The organism is Burkholderia sp. 9777_1386, assembly GCF_015712265.1.
GTDB classification, from domain to species: Bacteria; Pseudomonadota; Gammaproteobacteria; order Burkholderiales; family Burkholderiaceae; genus Burkholderia; species Burkholderia cenocepacia.
The window spans coordinates 24147-44023 of sequence record NZ_JACCQB010000009.1 but is presented as its reverse complement, the minus strand read 5'-3'; the positions used below and the strand labels follow the sequence as shown (position 1 = coordinate 44023).

Here is a 19877-nt window from a genome sequence, read left to right as displayed (position 1 = left end):
CGTTCAGGACTTTTCAGGAAATGTCAGACCGTCCGGTGCCACACTTACGGCGCCCGCACCGGGCGCAACAGGATGCCGAGCAGCGCGCCGGCGAGCGCGAACGCCATCGCCACCCGGAAGTTGTCGGCCAGCGCGAGCGTCGTGGCCTGCACGCGCACCGCGCGATCGACGAGCGCATAGGCCGCCTGGTTGCCGGTCGCGAACGTGGCGCCATGCGCGACCAGCGACCCCGCGCCGGCTCGCAGCCGTTCGAGCGTTTCGGGATCCGACAGCGACACATGCAGACCGACGAGATTCGAATGGGTAGCCTCCCTGATCCGCTGAATCACCGCGATCGACGTCGTGCCGAGCTGCCCGCTGAGCAGGCGCGTCGCCTGCACGACCGCGCCGAACGTCAACGCATGCTCGGCCGTCACGTGCTTGCCGAAGAAGAAGATGACCGACGTGAGCGCCATCGTCTGACCGAGTGCCTGCAGCAACTGCGACGGGATGAAGTCGGGCTCGGCCCACACCGGCGTGAGCCGCGACCCGAGCGCGAACGCGATCGCCACCATCGCGAAGCCGGCGACGATCAGCCGGCGCGGATCGACCCGCTGCAGCAACAGCGCGACGCACGGCGCGAACAGCAGTTGCGGGATCGCGATCCAGCGCAGCGTGTCGCCGATCTGCAACGGCCGCAGGCCGTACGTGCTGGCGAGGAACAGCGACGGGATGAAGCTCGTGTTGAGCACGGTGAAGCGCACGAGCCCGACGAGCACGATCAGCAGCGCGATGTTGGGCCGCGCGAGGTACCCGAGGTCAATGCCCGCGCGCGGCGACGCGAGTTCGTGGATCAGGAATGCGGCGATCATCAGGATGCCGGCGGCCAGCAGCGCGACGATCAGCGGCGACTGCAACCAGAACAGCCGCTCGCCCTGGTCGAGCGCGATGCACAGGCACGCGAAGCCGCCCGCGCCGAGCAGCATCCCGCGCGCATCGATGCCGGACGCGAAGCGCTTGATCGGCTCGTCGGCGAGCGACAGCATCAGGCACGCGATGAACGGCACGGTCAGCGCCGCGTTCTGCCAGAACAGCCAGCGCCAGCTCAGATGTTCGCTGTACCAGCCTTCGAGCGTGGCCGACAGGTTCAGCGACATCTCGAGATTCATCGCATACGCGGCGATGCCGAACGGAATCAGCCGCGGCGGCAGCGTGCGCACGACGAAGCCGACCGTCAGCGGCACGAACACGCCGGACGCGAGCCCCGCGATCGCCTGGCACACGATGAACGCGCCGAATTGCGTGCACAGCGGCAGCACGCTTTCCGCGCCGAGAAACACCACGGCGCCCGCGACCAGCACGCGGCGCGTGCCGAACATGAAGGCCGCCGCGATCGCGAGCGGCCCGACGAACATCTGCGACGCGGTAAACGCGGTGTTGATCCACGCACCTTCGTCGAAGCCGATGCCCAGCGCGCCGCGCACGTCGGCCAGCCCGAGCGACGTGATGCGCGACGTCAGCGTCGCGATGATCGCGCCGAGCAGCACGGCCGCGATCGCGGCGATCGACCGAAACGTCGGAATGTCGGAGGCCGGGCCTGCGGCCGGCGCCGGCACAGCACTGCCGGTGGCGAACGTCGTGTTCATCGTCGAGCGGCTCCCGCCTGTCAAGCTGGCGCAAGCATAACGCGGTGCGTCGAATCCTGCCCGTACGACGGAGTTTGCCGATCATGACCCCACCCTCTCCCGCACCCTCTCCCGCACCGTCGCCCGCTGCGCCCGCGCGTTCCCGGCGACTGGCCGTCGTCGCGATCGCCGTGATCGCGCTGCTGCTCGTCGCATTGCTCGTGTACGAGTTCGACGCACGCGATCGCGGCACCGACGACGCGTACGTGACCGGCCATCTGCACGTGATCTCGCCGCGCGTCACCGGCACGGTCGAGCGTGTGCTCGTCGACGACAACCAGTTCGTGCATGCGGGCGACGCGCTCGTGCAGATCGACCGGCGCGACTTCGACGTGCGCGTCGCGGCGCAGCGCGCCCGCGTCGCCCAGGCACATGCCGATGCGAGCCGCGCACGCGCGCTGATCGAGCAGGCGGACGCGGCGCTCGTGTCGGCGCACGCCGATGCCGAAAAGGCCGAGCTCGATTACGCCCGTGCACGCGAACTGACCCGCGAGACACCGCGCGGCTTGTCGAAGCAGGAATTCGATGCGGCCGATGCCGCACGCAAGTCCGCCCGCGCGCGCGTCGCGGCGGCCGATGCGCAACGGCGCAGCGCGCTCGCCGCCGCTCAGGCCGCCGCTGCCGCGTCGAGCCAGAACGACGCCGAGTTGCGCGACGCGCTGCTGCAACTCGGCTACACGGCGGTCGTCGCGCCGTCGGACGGCTACGTCGGCAAGAAGACCGTCGAGACCGGCGAGCATGTCGCGCCCGGCCAGGCGCTGCTCACGCTGGTCGAGCCGCATCCGTGGATCGTCGCCAATTTCCGCGAGACGCAGCTACGGCACGTGCGTGCCGGCGACGCCGTGCAACTGCGCTTCGATGCGCTGCCGCAGCGCGCGTTCACCGGCCGCATCGACAGCCTGTCGCCCGCGACCGGCGCGCAGTTCGCGCTGCTGCCGCCCGACAACGCGACCGGCAATTTCACGAAGGTCACGCAGCGCGTCCCCGTGAAGATCCTGCTCGACGGCCCGGCCGCGACGGAGCCGCGCATCCGGCCCGGGCTGTCGGTCGTCGTCACGCTGCAACCCGGCAGCGAATCGCGATGACGCGCGTCTTCGCCCTGCTCGCCGCGAGCCTGTTGGCCGCGTGCTCGATCGCACCGCAGCCGCTCGCGCCCGTCCCGGTCGGACACGACGGGTTCCGCCATGCCGATCCGGCGACCGATGCGCGCGCGCCGTCGCTCGCCGCGTGGCCCGTGTGGTTCGGCGACCCGCAGCTCGGCCGCCTCGTCGACGCCGCGCTCGCGCACAACCTCGACATCCGCGCGGCGGCCGCGCGCGTCGACCAGGCGCAGGCGCTGCTCGGTGTGCGCGAGGCCGCGCTGGCGCCGACCGTGCGCGTCGACCCGTCGTTCAGCCGCACGCGAGTGTCCGGCACGGTCGACAACGCGCTGCCGAAGCGCACGATGCACAACTGGTCGGTTCCCGTCGCCGCGAGTTATGAAGTCGATCTATGGGGCCGCTTGCGGGGCGATGCCGACGTCAGCGAACAGAACCTGCTGCAGACGGCGGCCGACCGCGATGCGGTGCGTCTGCGGGTGGCGACCGAAGTGGCCGTCGACTATCTGACGCTGCGCTACGTCGACGACGATCTCGTGACGCTCACGCGCGCGATCGGGCTGCGGCGCACCGCGCTCGACGTGATCGCCGCCCGCGTGCGGGCCGGCGCGGCGAGCGATCTCGACGGGCTGCGCGCAGCGGCCGATCTCGATACCGCGCATGCCGATCTCGCGGAAAGCCGCCGGCTGCGCGAGAACCTCGTCGACGCCATTGCAGTGCTGACCGGCGTGTCGCCGACCGCGTTCGACGTCGACGCGGGCGCCGTGCCCGTGCAGGTGCCGGAGGTGCCGGCCGGGCTGCCGTCCGCGCTGCTCGCCCACCGCCCGGACGTATTCGCGGCGGCGCGGCGCGCCGATGCGGCATCGCTCGAACTGGGCATCGCGCGCACCGCGTGGCTGCCGACGCTGACGCTGACCGCCGACGGCGGTTTCGCCACCCGCGACCTGCGCTCGTTTCTCGACCGCAACAGCTCGCTGTGGAGTCTCGGCGCGAACGTCGCGCTGACGCTGGTCGACGGCGGCAAGCGCGATGCCGCGGTGGCCGCCGCGCGAGCCGGCACGAACGTCGCCGACGCCAACTATCGCGCGACCGCGATCGGTGCGTTGCGCGACGTGCAGGATGCGCTCAACGACATCGCCGCGCAAAAGGAGCGGATCGTGCGCTACGACAGCGCGGCGCGCGCGACGGACGCGGCGGCGCGGCTATCGCTGAGCCGCTACGCGCACGGTTACGTCAGCTACCTGGAAGTCATCGACGCCGATCGCGACGCACTGAATGCGCGGCGCCAGCTGATTCACAGCCGGCAGGCGCTGGCCGTCGCGACGGTGAGCCTCGTGCGTGCGCTGGGCGGCGGGTGGACACCGTCGGCGCGCGCCGGCCGGGGCGGGCTGCATGACGCGACGCAAGCCGACGCGCGATGACGGCATCGAACGGCCCGCGAGCGCGTCAGGCAAGCGCGAGGCGATGCGCATCCTCGCCGAGAAACCGGTGCACGAAGGTCACGGCCATCGCGCCTTCGCCGACCGCCGACGCGACGCGCTTGACCGATCCCGATCGCACGTCGCCTGCCGCGAACGATCCCGGCACGCTGGTTTCCAGATGGTACGGCCGACGCTCGAGCGGCCACACGCGCTCGAACGCCGGACAATCGTACAGATCGCCGCCGGTCACCAGATAGCCGTCCGGATTGCGAATGATGTCGGTGTCCTTCGCCCAGTCGGTATTCGGTGCGCCGCCGATGCACACGAACAGGCGCGTGGCCGGCAACCGTTCGCGCGTGCCGTCCGCCGAGCGAAGCTCGATCGCGTCGAGCCAGCCGTCGCCGTGCAGCGCGGCGACGCTCGACCGGTAGCGGACCTCGATGTTCGGCGTGCGTTCGATCCGGTCGATCAGGTAGCGCGACAGCGTGTCGGCGAGCGACGCGCCGCGCACGAGCATCGTCACCTGGCGCGCATGCCGCGAAAAATTCATCGCGGCCTGGCCGGCCGAATTGCCGCCGCCGACGATGAAGACCTGCTCGCCCGCGCACATCGGCGCTTCGCTCGACCCGGCGCCGTAGAACAGCCCCGCATTGAGAAACGCCGGTTCCTCCGGCAGCCCGAGGCTGCGATATTCGATGCCGGTCGCGCAGATGTTCGCGCGTGCGACCAGGATCGACCCGTCGGCGAGCTCGACGCGAATCTTGCCGTCGACGAATGTCGCATGCACGCCCTCGCGCATCGTCAGCAGCTCGACGCCGAACTTCACCGCCTGCTCGCGGGCGCGCTCCGCGAGCTCCGCGCCGGGAATGCCGTCGGGGAAGCCCATGTAGTTCTCGATCAGCGAACTCGTGCCGGCCTGCCCGCCGATCGCGCCGCGCTCGATCACGACCGCACGCAGCCCCTCGGACGCCGCGTAGACCGCCGCGGACAGCCCGGCCGGCCCCGCGCCGTAGATCGATACGTCGTATTCGACGAAACGCGGGCGCGCGACCCAGCCGAGCCGCGCGGCGATCTCGGCCAGGGTCGGCTGGTACAGGCGCGAGCCGTCCGGAAAGATCACGACCGGCAGCCGGATGTCGCGCAGCGGCGCGATGCCGAGCACTTGCGCGCAGTCGGCGTCGGATGTCAGCTCGCACCAGTCGTACGCGATCATGCGCCGCTGCAGGAAATCGCGGATCGCATACGCGTCCCTGCTGCGCGGCAAGCCGACGATCCGCACGTGTTGCGGTTGATCCATGAGCGCCTCCCGATGATGTCGATGTCGGATGCGGCCCGGCCGGGCCGCGGCCGGACGCATTCGCGACTGTACGCCGCCGGCACGCACCGCGCGGGCCGCTTCATGACAATTAAGGTCCGGGTGCGCCGCGGCGCCGCACAATGTCGCGTATCCGTCCCGCTTGCGGCCTCGCGCCGGCCCGCCGCAAGCGTCGCTCCCGCGCCGGCATCGGAGCGCAAGATGGCCAACGCCTGTACGCATCTCGACGAAGCACGCGTGTTCGACACCAACAAGGACTACTGCGACGAATGCATCAGATCGGGCAGCCGCTGGGTGCATTTGCGGATGTGCCTGATCTGCGGGCACGTCGGCTGCTGCGACTCGTCGCCGAATCGCCACGCGAGCCGGCATTTCCGTGACACCGGCCACCGGCTCGTCCGCTCGATCGAGCCCGGCGAACGCTGGATCTGGTGCTACGCGGACGAAGTCGTCGCGGGCGAGGTTCCGTCGTAACGCGACGTGGGGGGCCACCGTGACATGGCCTGCCCGTCATCCGGCGCCGGCGCCGAACCCCGGCCGATCCGGGGCCGGACACCGTTCAGAACGTTTCAGCGCGGCTTCAGGCAATGGAAGCGGCCTCTGCGTAGACTGCCTTCATGCGCTGCCGCGTACGACAGCGCATGCGCCCGTTATCGACTGCTGGAGTGACAACTTGATCCCCGCCGCCAATCACCGCCGCTCGGCAACACGCTCGCGGCCGCATCGGACGACCACGCACGGCCGACCCGCATCGCCCGGTGTCGCCGCGCCTCGCATGACTTGCGGCGCACCGCGCCGCATGGAGCGCGCATGAAGCACAAACGACTCTGGTTCGGCGCGGCCGGCATCGCGATCGTCGGTGTCGCGGTCGCGATCGGCGTCATGGTGCGGCCGTCGATCGCGCCGATCGATCCGCCCGCCCCCGCCTCGTTCGATCCGCAGCTGGTGCGCGCCGGCGCGCGCGTCGTCGCGCTCGGCGACTGCATCGTGTGCCACACCGCGAAGGACGGCAAGCCGTTCGCGGGCGGGCTGCCGCTCGCGACGCCATTCGGCACGATCTATGCGACCAACATCACGCCGGACGCCGAAACGGGGATCGGCCGCTGGTCGCGCGACGCGTTCGCCCGGGCGCTGCGCACCGGCATCGGACGCAACGGGCAGCCGCTTTACCCGGCGTTTCCGTACATTCATTTCACGCGGATGTCGGACGACGACATCGCGGCCGCGTACGCGTACCTGATGACGCGTGAGCCGGTACACGCGACGGCGCCCGCCAACGACCTGGTCTTTCCGCTGAACTTCCGGCCGCTGGTCGCGTTCTGGAACGTGCTGTTCCTGCGCGAAGGCGCGTATCAGCCGGACCCGGCGCAGTCCGCGCAATGGAACCGCGGCAGGATGCTCGTCGACGGGCTCGGCCACTGCGCGTCATGCCATTCGCCGCTGAACGCGATCGGCGGCGAGCAGCGCGGCCGCGCGTTCGACGGCGGCATCGTCGACGGCTGGGAAGCACCGCCGCTCAATGCGCTCGGCCAGGCCGCGCGGCCGTGGACGCAGGCGCAGCTCGTCACCTACCTGCGTACCGGCCGCGCGAGCGAGCACGGCGCGGCGGCCGGGCCGATGCTGCCGGTCACGCGCGACCTCGCGACGGTGCCGGTGGAGGACGTCGAGGCGATCGCCACTTACATCCTGTCGATCCAGAAGCCGGCGCATGCGCGTGCGGCCGCCGCCGCGAACGCGGTCGAACGCGCCGCGACGACGCCGGCCGCGCAGCGCGGCGCGACGCTGTTCCAGGCGTCGTGCGCGCAGTGCCACGGGCCGGCCGCGCCGATGCAGTCGATCGGCGAGCGGCCGACGCTTTCGTTCAGCACGGCGGTCAACGCCGATACGCCGCGCAACGCGATCCAGATGATGTTCAACGGCATCGGCTGGCACGGCGAGGACACGCTGAATTACATGCCGTCGTTCATCGACCAGTACGACGACGCGCAGATCGCCGATCTCGCCGCGTACGTGCGCGAGACCTATACCGATCGTCCCGCATGGTCCGGCGTCGACGCGATGGCCGCGAAGCTCAGAAAAGAGGACACCGTACGATGATTACCCTCACCGTCAACGGCGTGCGGCACACGCTGGACATCGATCCATCCACGCCGCTGCTGTACGCGCTGCGCAACGACCTGCACCTGCACGGCGCGAAGTTCGGCTGCGGCCTCGGCCAATGCGGCGCCTGCACCGTGATCGTCGACGGCAAGCCGACCTTCTCGTGCCTGATGCCGGTGGCCGCGGTCGGCGCGCGCAGCGTGCGCACCATCGAAAGCCTCGGCACCGCCGAGCATCCGGGCCCGCTGCAGCGCGCGTTCATCGAGCATCAGGCCGCGCAGTGCGGCTACTGCATCGCCGGGATGATCATGCGCGCGCAGGCGCTGCTCGAACGCAACCCGAAGCCGACCGAACAGGAACTGCGCACGCACATGGAACCGAACCTGTGCCGCTGCGGCACGCACATGCGGATTCTCGCGGCGGTGCGCTCGGTCGCGGGGCTGCCGCCCCCCGAACCGGCTTCCGCTCCCGTCACGATCAGCAAGGGGCTCTGATGAATTCCCACGACGACATCGACGAAGGCCGCCGGCATTTCATCGTCTCCGGCGCGCTGTTCGTCGCGTTCAGTCTCGCGCCCGCGTCGCGCGCGGCCGCGCAGCTGGTGATCGCCGACGAAGGCGCGGCCGTGCACGTGGCGAAAGCCACGCAGGCGCTCGCCGGCAGCCTGAAGACCAATCCGCTGCTCGACGCGTGGGTCAAGATCACACCCGACGGCAAGGTCACCGTGTTTACCGGCAAGGTCGAGCTCGGCACCGGCGTGCGCACCGCGCTGCTGCAGGTGGCCGCCGAGGAACTCGACATGAAGCCGTCGCTGATCACGTTCCTGACCGCCGACACCGGCGCGTCGCCGGACGAAGGATTGACCGCCGGCAGCCACACGATGGCCGACAGCGGCTCCGCGCTGCTGAACGCGACCGCGCAGGTGCGCGCGCTGCTGGTGGAAGGCGCGGCGAAACGCTTCGGCGTCGATCCGCGCGTGCTGACGACCGCCGACGCGGTGATCAAGGCGCCCGACGGCCGCACGATGACCTACGGCGACGCGATCCGCACGGTCGACCTGCACCGCAATGCGGCGCCCACGTCGCCGCTGAAGAACCCGGCGACGTTCGCCGTGATCGGCACGTCGCTGCCGCGCGTCGACATCCCGAACAAGGTCACGGGCGGCGTCAGCTATGTACAGGACATGCAGCTGCCCGGCATGCTGCACGCACGCGTCGTGATGCCGCCGGGATACGACGCGACGCTGCTGTCGTTCGACGAAGCCGCGATCCTGAAGCTGCCCGGCGTCGTGCGGATCGTGCGCAACGGCAGCATGCTCGCGGTGGTCGCGCAGGGCGAGTGGCAGGCGGTGGTCGCGCAGCGCGCGCTCGCCGCCGGCTGCCGCTGGTCGCCGGGCCGCAAGCTGCCCGAGCGCGGCACCGTGCACGCGGATCTGAAACGGATCTCGACGCAGCGCATCGAGATCGCGAACACGCACGCGGCCACCGCGCCGGCCGTGAAGACGCTGAACGCGACGTTCCTGAAGAACTACCTGCTGCACGGGTCGATCGGGCCGTCGTGTTCGGTCGCGCATCTCGAGAACGGGATGATGACGGTGTGGACCCACTCGCAGGGCGTCTACCCGCTGCGCGACGCGCTCGCGGAGATGCTGTCGATGCCGAAGGCGAGCGTGCGCTGCATTCACACCGAGGGCTCCGGCTGCTATGGCCACAACGCGGCGGACGACGCGGCCGCGCATGCCGCGCTGATCGCCGCCGCGATGCCGGGCAAGCCGATTCGCGTGCAATGGATGCGCGAACAGGAACACACGTGGGATCACTTCACGCCCGCGATGGTGACCGAGGTCAGCGCGTCGCTCGACGCGAGCGGCCGCATCGTCGACTGGAACTATGCGTTGTGGAGCAGTTCGCACAACGAGCGGATCGTCAACGCCGGCCGGCTGCTGCCCGCGCGCATGCTGGAGCCGCCGTTCGTGCCCGCGCCGTCGACGCCGATGCTGCAGCCGGAGGGCGGCGGCGACCGTAACGCGATTCCGCTGTATACGCTGCCGAACCAGCACATCGTCAACAACTTCTCGCCGACGATGCCGCTGCAGACGTCCGCGATGCGCTCGCTCGGCGCGCACACCAACGTCTGGGCGATCGAGAGCTTCATGGACGAGCTCGCGCGCGCGGCCGGCGTCGATCCGGTCGAATTCCGGCTGCGTCACATGGAAGACCATCGCGCGCGGCAGGTGATCCAGCTCGCCGCGAAGCACTTCGGCTGGCCGCGGCCGCCGCGCGCGCGCAACCGCGGCGTCGGCTTCGCGTTCGGCAAGTACAAGAACCTGATGGCCTACGTCGCGATCGCGGTCGAGGTAACGGTCGTGCCGGAAACCGGCCAGGTGACGCTCGAACACGCGGAAGCCGCCGTCGACGCGGGCCAGATCGTGTCGCCGGACGGCATCCGCAACCAGATCGAGGGCGGCATCGTGCAGGCCGCGAGCTGGACGCTGTACGAGGCGCTGAAGTACGACACGGAACGGATTCGCAGCTTCGACTGGAGCAGCTACCCGATCCTGCGCTTCTCGGCCGTGCCGCAGAACGTGAAGGTCCATCTGGTCAATCGTCCCGGCGCGCCGTTTCTGGGCGCGGCCGAGGCGTCGATGGGGCCGACCGCCGGCGCGCTGGCCAACGCGATCTTCGACGCGACCGGGCAGCGCATGCGCGAAATGCCGTTCGCCGGCGACGCATTGAGAAAGCGCATCGACGCCTAGCGAGTCGGTCACGCCGCTACGCGACACCCTATATCCGACACGAGACAAGACGGCGCCGGCACGCACCGGCGCCGCATGCCGACCGGCTGGAGAACCTCCGACGATGGATACCTTGCTTTCGATGCGCGTGTTCACGCGCATCGTCGAAACCGGCAGCTTCACGCGCGCCTCCGACACGACCGGCCTCACCACGCCGCGCGTGTCGGCGCTGCTGAGCGCACTCGAACAGCATCTCGGCTGCCGGCTGCTGAACCGCACCACGCGGCGCATCTCGCTGACCGAGGACGGTCAGGCCTACTACGAACGTTCCGTCGCGGTACTGCGCGAGATCGACGACATGGAGGCGTCGGTCTCGCAGGCCCGCAACGTGCCGCGCGGCCGGCTGAAGGTGAACCTGCCGCCCGCGATGGCCAAGCAGGTCGTGGTGCCCGCGCTGCCGGCGTTTCTCGACGCCCATCCGGACATCATGCTCGAACTTGGCGTGACCGACCGGCAGATCGACCTCGTCGGCGAAGGGGTCGACTGCGTGGTGCGCATCGGCGCGCTCGACGATTCGGGCATGATCGCGAAGCGGATCGGCAGCCTGACCACCTGTACGTGTGGCTCGCCCGCCTATTTCGCGCGGTGCGGCGAGCCGCAGACCGTCGACGATCTCGCGCAGCACGTCGCGGTCAGTCACATCTCGGCCGACACCGGGCGGCCTCGCCCGTGGGATTACGTCGTCGACGGCGAGCCGCGCATCGTGCAGATGTGCGGCACGGTGGCCGTCAACGACGCGGACAACTACATCGAGTGCGGCGTCGCCGGCATCGGCCTGATCAAGACGTCGCTGTATCTCGTCGAGCCGTACCTGAAATCGGGCCGGCTGCGCGAGGTGCTGACCGATTTCAACGCGCCGGCCCGGCCGATCTCGGTGCTGTATCCGCCCAATCGCCACATCCCGGTCAAGCTGAAGGTGTTCGTCGACTGGCTCGCGGGCCTGTTCGAGCAGATTCCGACGCTGCAGGGCAAACGCGGCTGAACCCGCGCGGCGCGGCACCTTTGCGTGCCACGCAACGCTCGATTGCACGGCGTCCCGATTCCGGCTCGAGTGATTGATCACTAGTATCGACGGCAATGCGGTGCATCGTATCGCGGCCAGGCGACTTCCATGCCGGCGCGACGCTTCGGTGCCCGGCCTTTCCCTTTTCCAGGAGTCGACCATGTCAACGGATTCAACACCGCTCGCGCCGCCCGCGCACGGCGTCAAGCTCACGCAGGGGCTGATCCTGCTGTTCGCCTTCAGCTGCGGCGCCATCGTCGCGAACCTGTACTACGCGCAGCCGATCACCGAGCTCATCGCGCCGGGCCTGCACATGTCCGGCAACACGGCGAGCCTGATCGTGTCGCTGACGCAGATCGGCTACGCGCTCGGCCTGTTCTTCATCGTGCCGCTCGGCGACCTGCTCGAAAACCGCAAGCTGATGATCGTGACGGCCGTCGTGTCGATCGCGAGCCTCGCGGCGGCGGCGCTCGTGCGCACGCCTGGGCTCTTTCTCGCGATTTCGCTGCTGATCGGGTTCAGCTCGGTGGCCGTGCAGATCCTCGTGCCGCTCGCCGCGCACCTCGCGCCGGACCATTCGCGCGGCCGCGTCGTCGGTACGATCATGAGCGGGCTGCTGCTCGGCATCCTGCTGGCGCGGCCGCTGTCGAGCGTCGTGGCCGACGCGTTCGGCTGGCGCTTCGTGTTCGCGGCGGCGGCCGTGCTGATGACGCTGGTCACGGCCGTGCTCGCGCTGACGATTCCATCGCGCCAGCCCGATCATCGCGCGACCTATTTCGAACTGATCGGCTCGCTGCTGCACCTCGTTCGTACGATGCCGGTATTGCGCCACCGCGCGTTCTACCAGGGCCTGATGTTCGCGTCGTTCAGCCTGTTCTGGACCGCCGTGCCCGTCGAGCTGACCCGTCACTACGGGTTGTCGCAATCGGCGATCGGCCTGTTCGCGCTGGTCGGCGCGATCGGCGCGACCTCGGCGCCGGTGGCAGGGCGTCTGGCGGATGCCGGCCATACCGTGCGCGCGACGCTGATCGCGCTCGTCGCCGGCGCGCTCGCGTATGCGGTCGGGTTCGTGCACGGCACCGGCCTGTACGGGCTCGTCGTCACCGGCATCGTGCTCGACTTCGCGGTGCAGATGAACATGGTGCTCGGCCAGCGCGAAATCTACGCACTGCACGCGGCGAGCCGCAACCGGCTGAATGCGCTGTACATGACGAGCATCTTCGTCGGCGGCGCCGTCGGCTCCGCGCTCGCGAGCCCGCTGTACGCGCATGGCGGCTGGCCGCTCGTCGCCGCGGTGGCCGGCGCGTTCCCGCTCGTCGCGCTCGCGCACTACCTGCTCGTCGGGCGGCCGCACGCGCAACGCCACGCAGCGGGCTGAACCGCCGTCGTACGCCGAATCGATCCGTTCGCGGGGCGCGCCGCCGCCCCGCTCCCCGTCGAACCATAGGAGTCCATCATGTCTTCCCTGCTCAGTGCTTATGATCTGCGCGGCCTTGCGCTGCCGAACCGCGTCGTGATGGGGCCGATGACGCGCTCGCGCGCGCCGTCGCGCGGGCTGCCCACCGAACTGATGGCCGAGTACTACGCGCAGCGTGCGTCGGCCGGCCTGATCGTGACCGAAGCCACCAACGTCAGCCCGGCCTCCGCGGCATTCGAGCTGACGCCGGGGCTGGTCGACGATGCGCAGGCCGCCGCCTGGAAAACCGTCACCGATGCCGTCCATGCGAACGGCGGGCGCATCTTCGCGCAGCTGTGGCACGGCGGGCGCGTCAGCTCGCTGACGCTGCTCGGCGGCGCCGCGCCGCTGTCGCCGTCCGGCGTGAACGACGACCTCGAACAGTTGCAGGTCTGGGCGCAGTTGCAGAACGGCTACTACACGAAGATTCATGCGACGCCGTCGCGCGCGATGACGACCGATGAAGTCGTCGCGACCGTCGACGAATTCCGGCAGGCCGCGGCACGCGCGATGGCCGCGGGCTTCGACGGCGTCGAAATCCACGCCGCCAACGGCTACCTGCCGCACCAGTTCCTGTCGTCGACGCTGAATCGCCGCGACGATCGCTACGGCGGATCGGTCGCGAACCGCGCGCGCTTTCTCGAGGACATCGTCGACGCGGTCGGCGGCGTGATGCCGCTGAGTCGCGTCGGCGTGCGCATCTCGCCGTATGCGAAATACAACAACGTGCGCGACGCCGATCCGGACGCGACGCTCGCGTACGTCGGCCGGATGCTCGACGCGGCGGGCGTCGCCTATCTGCACGCGGCCGACACCAACGGCTGGAGCGGCGAACCCGATCTGCCGCGCATCGTCGAGCACGCGCGCCGGTCGTTCCACGGCACACTGATCGTCAACGGCGGCATTTCACCGGAGGCGGCGAGCGCGCTGATCGACGCGGGCGACGCCGATCTCGTCGCGTTTGCCCGCGCATATATCGCGAATCCGGATCTCGTCGAGCGCATCGCGGCCCGCGCACCGCTCGCGGAGCCGAAGACCATCGGCTGGTACGGCGGCGAGCGCGCCGGCTACGTCGACTACGCGCGGCACGACGCGGCGCAATCGCCCGCCTGACCCACGCATGCCGGGCGCGGCGCCGCAGCGCGGCCGCCCGTGCGTCCGGCTGCCGCACGCCGGACCGGCGCCGTCACGTATCGTTCCACCGCGCGCCCAGCACGCGCCCGCAGAAATTCGGCCGCTGAAAGTCGGGGTCCGCGCGTTCGAGCACGTCCGCGCTCCAGGTGCCGAAGGTCGACTGCGGCCGATGCTCGACGCCGCGTGCGACCATGTCGAGATACGCTTCGCGAAAACCGCTGCCGCGCGGGTAAGCCGCGAGCAGCGCCGTGCGCTCGTCGGCGGTATAGGCGTCGAAGTCGGTCGCCATCAGGTCCGTCGACACGGCGCACGCGAGTGCGCGCGCAAGCGGCGAAGCACGGGCGGCCACGCCCGGCGTCGTATGCAGCGCGACCGCGTGCCACACGTCGTCGCGCATGCGCCGCGAGCGGCGATGCCGCAGCAGCAACGCGTGTGCGGCATCCGCGCCGTCGAGCTCGTAGCGTTCGGTCGAACGGCAGTACGCCGGGCTCAATCCCATGTTTGCGTACATCGCGGCGACGTACAGTGCGTCGGCGTCGCACGCGTCGCCTGCACGCCGCGCGGCGAGCGAAGCGAACACGAACACGCGCGCCGCATGATCGGCGAGCGCGGCGGGCAACGACGCGCGGGCCGCGTCGGCGGCCTCGACCGTCACGGGCGTGCGCGGAATGCGCACGCCGGCCACTTCGTCGCCGGTGGCCGATGCGCGCGGATGCGCAGCATTCATCCTGTCTCCTTCATGCCCCGTGCACGGGGCGGAAAATCGTTCGATGCACGGCGGCGCCCGGCGCGCAGCGCACCGGTACGCACCGCTCAAAACGCGACGCAGCAGCGGCCGAAGGCTTCGCAGCGCTCGGCGGCCGCACTTGCCGTCGGATAGCGCGGTCGCGCGAAGCGGCGTCCATCGCCGCGCGCACGGCACGCATCGACGCCGGGCGCCCCGCACGGGTCGCCCGCCGCCGAGGCACGCGAACGGTCGCGCCCGTCGGCGCCCGCCGCGTCGGCGGCGCCGCCTGCGGCGACCGGCGACCATGCGGGGCTGACGGGCGGCGGCGGCGGCGCAAGCGGCGAGAATTCCTGTTCCGCGTGCACGACCTTGCCATCGACGACCGTCAGCACCGACGACAGCGTCGGGATGCGCCGCGCATCGATCGAGAAGTAATCGTCGCTCAGCACCGCGAAATCGGCGTACCGGCCGGGCACCAGCGCGCCCTTGCGGTGCTCGTCCGCGGAAAACCACGCGCTGCCGACCGTGTAGCGGCGCAGCGCCTCCATCCGACCGAGCCGGTTGCGCGCCGGATACAGCGCGGTGCCGCCCACGCTGCGTCCCGACACCATCCAGTACAGCGCGACGAACGGGTTGTAGCTCGCCGCGCCCATCGCGCCGGACCCCGCACCGACCGGCAGCCCGGCCGCGAGCATCGCGCGGAGCGGCGGCGCGCGCGTGGCCGCCGCCGCACCATGGCGCGCGATGAAGGCTTCGCCCTGGAACGCCATGCGCGGCTGCACGGTGATGCCGCCGCCCAGCGCCGCGACCCGCGCGATATTGGCATCCGAAATCGTCTCGCAGCGGTCGAAGCACCAGCGCAGCCCGTCGAACGGCGTGTCGCGGTCCACCGCTTCGAACACGTCGAGAAAGCGGCCGATCGATTCGTCGTAGGTCGCCTGTAGCCGGAACGGCCAGCGATGCTGCACGAGCAGCCGGACGATGGCCGCCAGTTCGACCTCGACGGACGCGGGCAGCTCGACGCGCGGTTCGAGGAAATTCCCGAGATCGACCGCCGAGAACAGCAATCGCTCGCCCGCGCCGCTCGCGCGCAGGAATGCGTCACCGTCGCCGGGCGCGGTCAGCGCGATCCATTTCGCGAAATCGTCGAGCTCCCGGCCGGCATGCCGAGCGCCCAGCGCATAGGCAATGCGGGTCGTCAATTCGCCGCGCCGCGCGAGCGTCTCGACCGCCGCATAGTCGTCCGGATACGCGAGGCCGTCGCCGCCGGCGTCGATCGCGCTCGTCACGCCGACGCGGTTCAGCGCGTGCATGAACTGCCGCGTCGAGTTGACCCGGTCGGCCGCATCGAGCCTCGGCGCGCGGGCGAGCACCGCGCCCAGCACCGCCGGGTCCGGACGCGCGAGCAGCAGCCCGGTCGGTCGCCCATAGCGATCGCGCCGCAGTTCGCCGCCGGGCGGATCGGGCGTGTCGCGCCCGTAGCCGAGCGCGCGCAGCGCGGCTGCATTCAGCCACGCACTGTCGGCCAGATGCTGGACGAATACCGGCGTGTCGGGCGCGATCGCGTTGAGCTCGGCCGTCGTCGGGCCGCGCTTTTCCGCGAACTGCAGCGCGCTCCAGCCGCCCGCCACGCGCGCCCATTGCGGCGCGGGCGTGCGTCGTACCTGCCGGCCCAGCAGCTCGAGCGCATCGGCCAGCGACGGCACGCCGTCCCAGCGCACCTCGAGGTTGAAGTTCATGCCGCCGCGGATCGCCTGCAGGTGCGCGTCGATCAGGCCCGGAATCACGGTGCGGCCGTTCAGATCGATACAGGCGGTGTCGTCGTGCGCATGGCGCAGCACGTCGCGATCGTCGCCGGTCGCGACGATGGTCCCGTCCTTCACGGCGAGCGCGCGGACGAACGAGCGCCGTTCGTCCTGGGTCGCGATCTTTCCGTTGAACACGACGAGGTCCGCCGAACGCGCGGGTTCCGTCGCTCTAAGCACCGTCGGGCCTCCCGTGCGCACCCGCGTGCGACGCGGCGCGGGCCGCCCTGCCGCTCGTCGAACGCGGGAAAGCGGCCGCACCGCACGCATCGGCATGCATGCTGCTATCGCGCGGCCGCGCGGCCGTACCGGGTTCGCGCATCGTCATGCCGCCTGCTGCGCCGCGTCGGCGGTATCGCGTCGCGCGCGCGTCAGGCACGGCGCGAGCGGCGCACCCTGACGGACGAAGCTCTGCACGCGCAGCAAACGGCGCACGTCGTGGGCGCGCGAATGCGGATCGAAGTGCCGCGCGACGCCGGCGACCAGCGCCGACGCCTGCGCGGTATGCCCGCGCTCGATCAGGTGATCGGCGAGATCGAGCGAACTGCGCAGCGCCCACATCGCGGCGCCCTGCGCGTTCGCGGTCTGGATCGCCATCTGCAGATGGCGATGCCCGTCGGCCTCGTACGCCACCGCGAGATCCGCGCCGACGATGCGCGCCTGTTCGAGCATCGCGACGCCTCTCACGCGCAGCAGTTCGGGGACGAACAGGTGCTCGCCGTGCGCGCGGCAGCGTGCGAGCGTCGCATCGAGCCGGGTGCACGCTTCGTCGGCGCGGCCGGTCCGCACGAGGCCCTCCGCGTATGCGACGGTCAACGGTGCGAGCACGCGCCGGAAGCTGCTCGCCTCGACGCGCAGCAGCGCGGGCTCGAGCCGGGCGAGGCCCGCGCCGGGATGGCCGGCCTGGATGTCGAACTGGCCCGTCAGGCATTCCGCGTGACTGCGCCAGATGTCGAAACCGTGTGCGTCGGCGGTCGCGCGCAGCGTCGCGAGATAGTCGGAGGTGATGTCGTGATCGCCGTAGCGCAGCGCGATCGGCACGGCGGCCGCGCCGAGCACGATGCACAGCGGGAGGGGCGACGGGTCGCGGCGCGCATGCTCGACCGCTTGCGCGGCGACGCGCATCGCGTGTTCCGGCTCGCCCTGCATCCAGAGCAGACGGATCAGCATCGTGCGCCCCAGCGTCGCCATGTCGATGCCCAACGCGGCCTGCGCGCACGGCGGTTCGCCCGCGTCGGCCAGCTCGGCCGTCGCCGCTTCCAGCCGCTCGCGCGCCTGCGCATGCTCGCCGAAGTAATGCAGCGACGTCGCGACCATCGTGTTGGCCAGCAACCGCTGCGACCGGTCGCCGCGCCGCTCGGCCGCCCGCTCGAAGCGCGTCGCGTAGCGCAGCGATTCGTGAATGTCCGACAGCGTCAGCATCGTGTTCCACAGCCCGACCAGCGCGCGCGCGTCGAACGCATCGTCGCCGATGTGCGCGGCGAGACCGAGCGTGCGGTCCCACATCGCGGCGGCGGCGAGTGCGTCGCCGTCGGTATGCAGCAGCGCCGACGCGCAGGCCGCCCGCAGCCGCATCTCGCGCGCGACGTCGACCGGGCCCGTGGCGTCCGTGTCCAGCCCGTCGAGTACCTGGCGCGCCCGCGCCGTACACGCGCGCATCCGCGACGGCTCCAGCAACGCCCGCGCCAGCCGGTCGGGCTCGGGCACGCCCGCGGCTTCGGCGGCGTCCACCGGTTCGTCCACGGCCGGCGCGGGTGCACCGGCAGGTGGCACGTCGGCGAGCAGGACGGGCACCGCGGGAGGTGCGCCCGCCCGCTCGCGCTCGTACGCCGCATGGCGCGCGACGATGCGCTCGAACTCGCCCTCGTTGTGCAGTTTTTCCAGCGCGTACGCGCGCGTCGATTCGGTCAGCCGGTAGCGCGCATATGCCCCATCGAATTCGACGGTCACCAGCGATTTCGCCACCAGCTCGCCGAGCACCGCGATCATGTCCGCGGCCGAGGTGCCGGGCTCGGTCGCGACCGCGCGCGCGGCATCGAACGAAAACGGCCCGATGAAGCATCCCATCCGGCGAAACAGCGCGCGCGCGGCCCGGTCGAGCAGCACATAGCTCCAGTCGAACGTCGCGCGCAGCGTCTGATGACGCGGCAGCGCCGAGCGCAGCCCGCCCGTCAGCAGATTCAGCCGGTCGTCGAGGCGCGACGCGACGACCGCGAGCCCGAGCGTCGCCACGCGCGCCGCCGCCAGTTCGATCGCGAGCGGCAGCCCGTCGAGGCGCCGGCAGATGTCGCCGATCAGCCGCACGCCGGCTTCGTCGACCGCGCAATCCGGCGCGGCCGCGCGCACGCGTTCCAGGAACAGCTCGACGGCCGAACAACGGACGATTTCCGCCGCGGAGGCATTGCCGTCCGGCACCGCGAGCGGGCTCATGCGCAGCACCGCTTCGGCCGAGATGTGCAGCGGCTCGCGGCTCGTCACGAGCACGCGCAGCGAGCCGGCGCTCGACGTCAGCGTTTCGACGAGGCTCGCCACCAGATCGACGATGTGCTCCGCGTTGTCGAGTACCAACAGGCAGCGCGACGTCGCGAACGCGTCGCCGATGCGGTCGATGGCGGGCACGCCGGACGTATCGAGGCCGAGTTCGGCGGCGAGCGCGATCAGCATGTCGTCGCGCGTCGACGCGCGCGCCAGTTCCACGAACAGCACGCGCTCGTGCGCGCGGCTGCGCACGCCGTGCGCGACGCGCACCGCAAGACTCGTCTTGCCGATGCCGCCCGCGCCGACGAGCGTGATGACCGGCGTGCGTTCGAGCATGTCGACGATCTGCGCGATTTCGGCGTCGCGCCCGACCAGCGGCGCGAGCAGCGACGACGCGCAGGCATCCGGCAGCGGCGCGACCGCTGGCGGTACGGCGACGGCCGGCGCTTCGGCCGCGGGCACGAGATCCGGGCCGGGCGACGCGCTCGCAACCAGCAGGTAGCCGCGTCCGGGCACCGTCTTGATCAGATCGCGGCTCGCGCCGAGCGCCTTGCGCAGCGTAGCCACATGCACCTGAAGCCGGTTTTCCTCGACGATCAGGCCCGGCCAGACCGCATCCATGATGTCGTCTTTCGACACGACCGAACCGCTCGCGCGGTGCAGGACTTCGAGAATGTCGAGCGCGCGCGCGCCGATGCGCAGCGACGCGCCGTGACGGCGAATGTCGCGTTGCTCGAAGTCCACCGACAAAGTTCCGATCTGGATCATGGCCGCCTCCGGGTTCCTCGGGATGGCTGGCGAATGAACGCGGCAGTTCACCCGTCAGGAAGTCCGCGTCCGGCGCACCCTTGCACCGGACGAAAATGTCGGATTCCGGACCGAG

The 19877-nt window shown here is 70.7% G+C and carries 14 protein-coding genes; 9 read left to right on the top strand and 5 right to left on the bottom strand.

The window, feature by feature from the left end; translation table 11 throughout:
- Positions 1-44 precede the first annotated feature (44 nt).
- Complete coding sequence (locus H0X91_RS09775) at positions 45-1625, bottom strand: MFS transporter (protein ID WP_058903715.1); 1581 nt, start codon at positions 1623-1625, stop codon at positions 45-47.
- Positions 1626-1708: 83 nt separating this feature from the next.
- Between H0X91_RS09775 and H0X91_RS09770 the strand changes: the two genes are divergently transcribed.
- Both H0X91_RS09770 and H0X91_RS09765 read left to right on the top strand, forming a co-directional pair.
- Positions 1709-2749 (top strand): HlyD family secretion protein, encoded by a 1041-nt coding sequence (locus H0X91_RS09770; protein WP_080323839.1) that lies wholly within the window; start codon positions 1709-1711, stop codon positions 2747-2749.
- The gene (locus H0X91_RS09765) at positions 2746-4182 is read left to right on the top strand and encodes an efflux transporter outer membrane subunit (RefSeq protein WP_196432990.1); all 1437 of its coding nucleotides are present in this window, start codon (positions 2746-2748) and stop codon (positions 4180-4182) included. Before H0X91_RS09770 ends, H0X91_RS09765 begins: the two co-directional genes overlap by 4 nt.
- Positions 4183-4207: 25 nt before the next feature.
- Here H0X91_RS09765 and H0X91_RS09760 read toward each other — a convergent pair whose 3' ends face one another.
- Positions 4208-5479, bottom strand: coding sequence for an NAD(P)/FAD-dependent oxidoreductase (locus H0X91_RS09760; protein ID WP_034203698.1), 1272 nt, complete (start codon positions 5477-5479; stop codon positions 4208-4210).
- A 219-nt stretch (positions 5480-5698) separates the two neighbouring features.
- On the opposite strand from H0X91_RS09760, the gene H0X91_RS09755 reads away from it, so the two are divergent.
- From H0X91_RS09755 to H0X91_RS09725, 7 genes are all read left to right on the top strand, one after another.
- Entirely contained in the window at positions 5699-5971 is a 273-nt protein-coding gene (locus tag H0X91_RS09755) for a UBP-type zinc finger domain-containing protein (RefSeq protein ID WP_034204050.1), read from the top strand.
- A 336-nt stretch (positions 5972-6307) separates the two neighbouring features.
- Positions 6308-7594 (top strand): c-type cytochrome, encoded by a 1287-nt coding sequence (locus H0X91_RS09750; protein ID WP_196432989.1) that lies wholly within the window; start codon positions 6308-6310, stop codon positions 7592-7594.
- Positions 7591-8091 carry a (2Fe-2S)-binding protein gene (locus H0X91_RS09745; RefSeq protein ID WP_060266436.1) on the top strand — a complete coding sequence of 167 codons (501 nt, stop codon included), beginning with the start codon at positions 7591-7593 and terminating at the stop codon, positions 8089-8091. The genes H0X91_RS09750 and H0X91_RS09745 overlap by 4 nt, the downstream gene beginning before the upstream one ends.
- Entirely contained in the window at positions 8091-10352 is a 2262-nt protein-coding gene (locus tag H0X91_RS09740; RefSeq protein WP_196432988.1) for a xanthine dehydrogenase family protein molybdopterin-binding subunit, read from the top strand. Before H0X91_RS09745 ends, H0X91_RS09740 begins: the two co-directional genes overlap by 1 nt.
- Positions 10353-10455: 103 nt before the next feature.
- Positions 10456-11373 carry a LysR family transcriptional regulator gene (locus tag H0X91_RS09735; protein WP_006481367.1) on the top strand — a complete coding sequence of 306 codons (918 nt, stop codon included), beginning with the start codon at positions 10456-10458 and terminating at the stop codon, positions 11371-11373.
- Positions 11374-11554: 181 nt separating this feature from the next.
- Positions 11555-12772 (top strand): MFS transporter, encoded by a 1218-nt coding sequence (locus H0X91_RS09730; protein ID WP_048986078.1) that lies wholly within the window; start codon positions 11555-11557, stop codon positions 12770-12772.
- 78 nt (positions 12773-12850) lie between these two features.
- On the top strand, positions 12851-13963 hold the full coding sequence (locus H0X91_RS09725; RefSeq protein WP_006498479.1) for an alkene reductase: 1113 nt from the start codon (positions 12851-12853) through the stop codon (positions 13961-13963).
- Positions 13964-14036: 73 nt separating this feature from the next.
- On the opposite strand, the gene H0X91_RS09720 is transcribed toward H0X91_RS09725, so the two are convergent.
- The 3 genes from H0X91_RS09720 to H0X91_RS09710 form a co-directional block, all read right to left on the bottom strand.
- Entirely contained in the window at positions 14037-14711 is a 675-nt protein-coding gene (locus H0X91_RS09720; protein ID WP_058903721.1) for a hypothetical protein, read from the bottom strand.
- Between the two features lie 86 nt (positions 14712-14797).
- Complete coding sequence (locus H0X91_RS09715; protein ID WP_196432987.1) at positions 14798-16792, bottom strand: amidohydrolase; 1995 nt, start codon at positions 16790-16792, stop codon at positions 14798-14800.
- Positions 16793-16840: 48 nt separating this feature from the next.
- A complete protein-coding gene (locus tag H0X91_RS09710; protein ID WP_196432986.1) occupies positions 16841-19762 on the bottom strand; it encodes an ATP-binding protein in 2922 nt (973 codons plus the stop codon).
- Positions 19763-19877 lie beyond the last annotated feature (115 nt).

What these genes read in the sequence shown, in the direction of transcription:
- H0X91_RS09775 (WP_058903715.1), bottom strand. Translation starts at nt 1,625, where the DNA reads ATGAACACGACGTTCGCCACCGGCAGTGCTGTGCCGGCGCCGGCCGCA.
- H0X91_RS09770 (WP_080323839.1), top strand. Translation starts at nt 1,709, where the DNA reads ATGACCCCACCCTCTCCCGCACCCTCTCCCGCACCGTCGCCCGCTGCG.
- H0X91_RS09765 (WP_196432990.1), top strand. Translation starts at nt 2,746, where the DNA reads ATGACGCGCGTCTTCGCCCTGCTCGCCGCGAGCCTGTTGGCCGCGTGC.
- H0X91_RS09760 (WP_034203698.1), bottom strand. Translation starts at nt 5,479, where the DNA reads ATGGATCAACCGCAACACGTGCGGATCGTCGGCTTGCCGCGCAGCAGG.
- H0X91_RS09755 (WP_034204050.1), top strand. Translation starts at nt 5,699, where the DNA reads ATGGCCAACGCCTGTACGCATCTCGACGAAGCACGCGTGTTCGACACC.
- H0X91_RS09750 (WP_196432989.1), top strand. Translation starts at nt 6,308, where the DNA reads ATGAAGCACAAACGACTCTGGTTCGGCGCGGCCGGCATCGCGATCGTC.
- H0X91_RS09745 (WP_060266436.1), top strand. Translation starts at nt 7,591, where the DNA reads ATGATTACCCTCACCGTCAACGGCGTGCGGCACACGCTGGACATCGAT.
- H0X91_RS09740 (WP_196432988.1), top strand. Translation starts at nt 8,091, where the DNA reads ATGAATTCCCACGACGACATCGACGAAGGCCGCCGGCATTTCATCGTC.
- H0X91_RS09735 (WP_006481367.1), top strand. Translation starts at nt 10,456, where the DNA reads ATGGATACCTTGCTTTCGATGCGCGTGTTCACGCGCATCGTCGAAACC.
- H0X91_RS09730 (WP_048986078.1), top strand. Translation starts at nt 11,555, where the DNA reads ATGTCAACGGATTCAACACCGCTCGCGCCGCCCGCGCACGGCGTCAAG.
- H0X91_RS09725 (WP_006498479.1), top strand. Translation starts at nt 12,851, where the DNA reads ATGTCTTCCCTGCTCAGTGCTTATGATCTGCGCGGCCTTGCGCTGCCG.
- H0X91_RS09720 (WP_058903721.1), bottom strand. Translation starts at nt 14,711, where the DNA reads ATGAATGCTGCGCATCCGCGCGCATCGGCCACCGGCGACGAAGTGGCC.
- H0X91_RS09715 (WP_196432987.1), bottom strand. Translation starts at nt 16,792, where the DNA reads ATGCCGATGCGTGCGGTGCGGCCGCTTTCCCGCGTTCGACGAGCGGCA.
- H0X91_RS09710 (WP_196432986.1), bottom strand. Translation starts at nt 19,762, where the DNA reads ATGATCCAGATCGGAACTTTGTCGGTGGACTTCGAGCAACGCGACATT.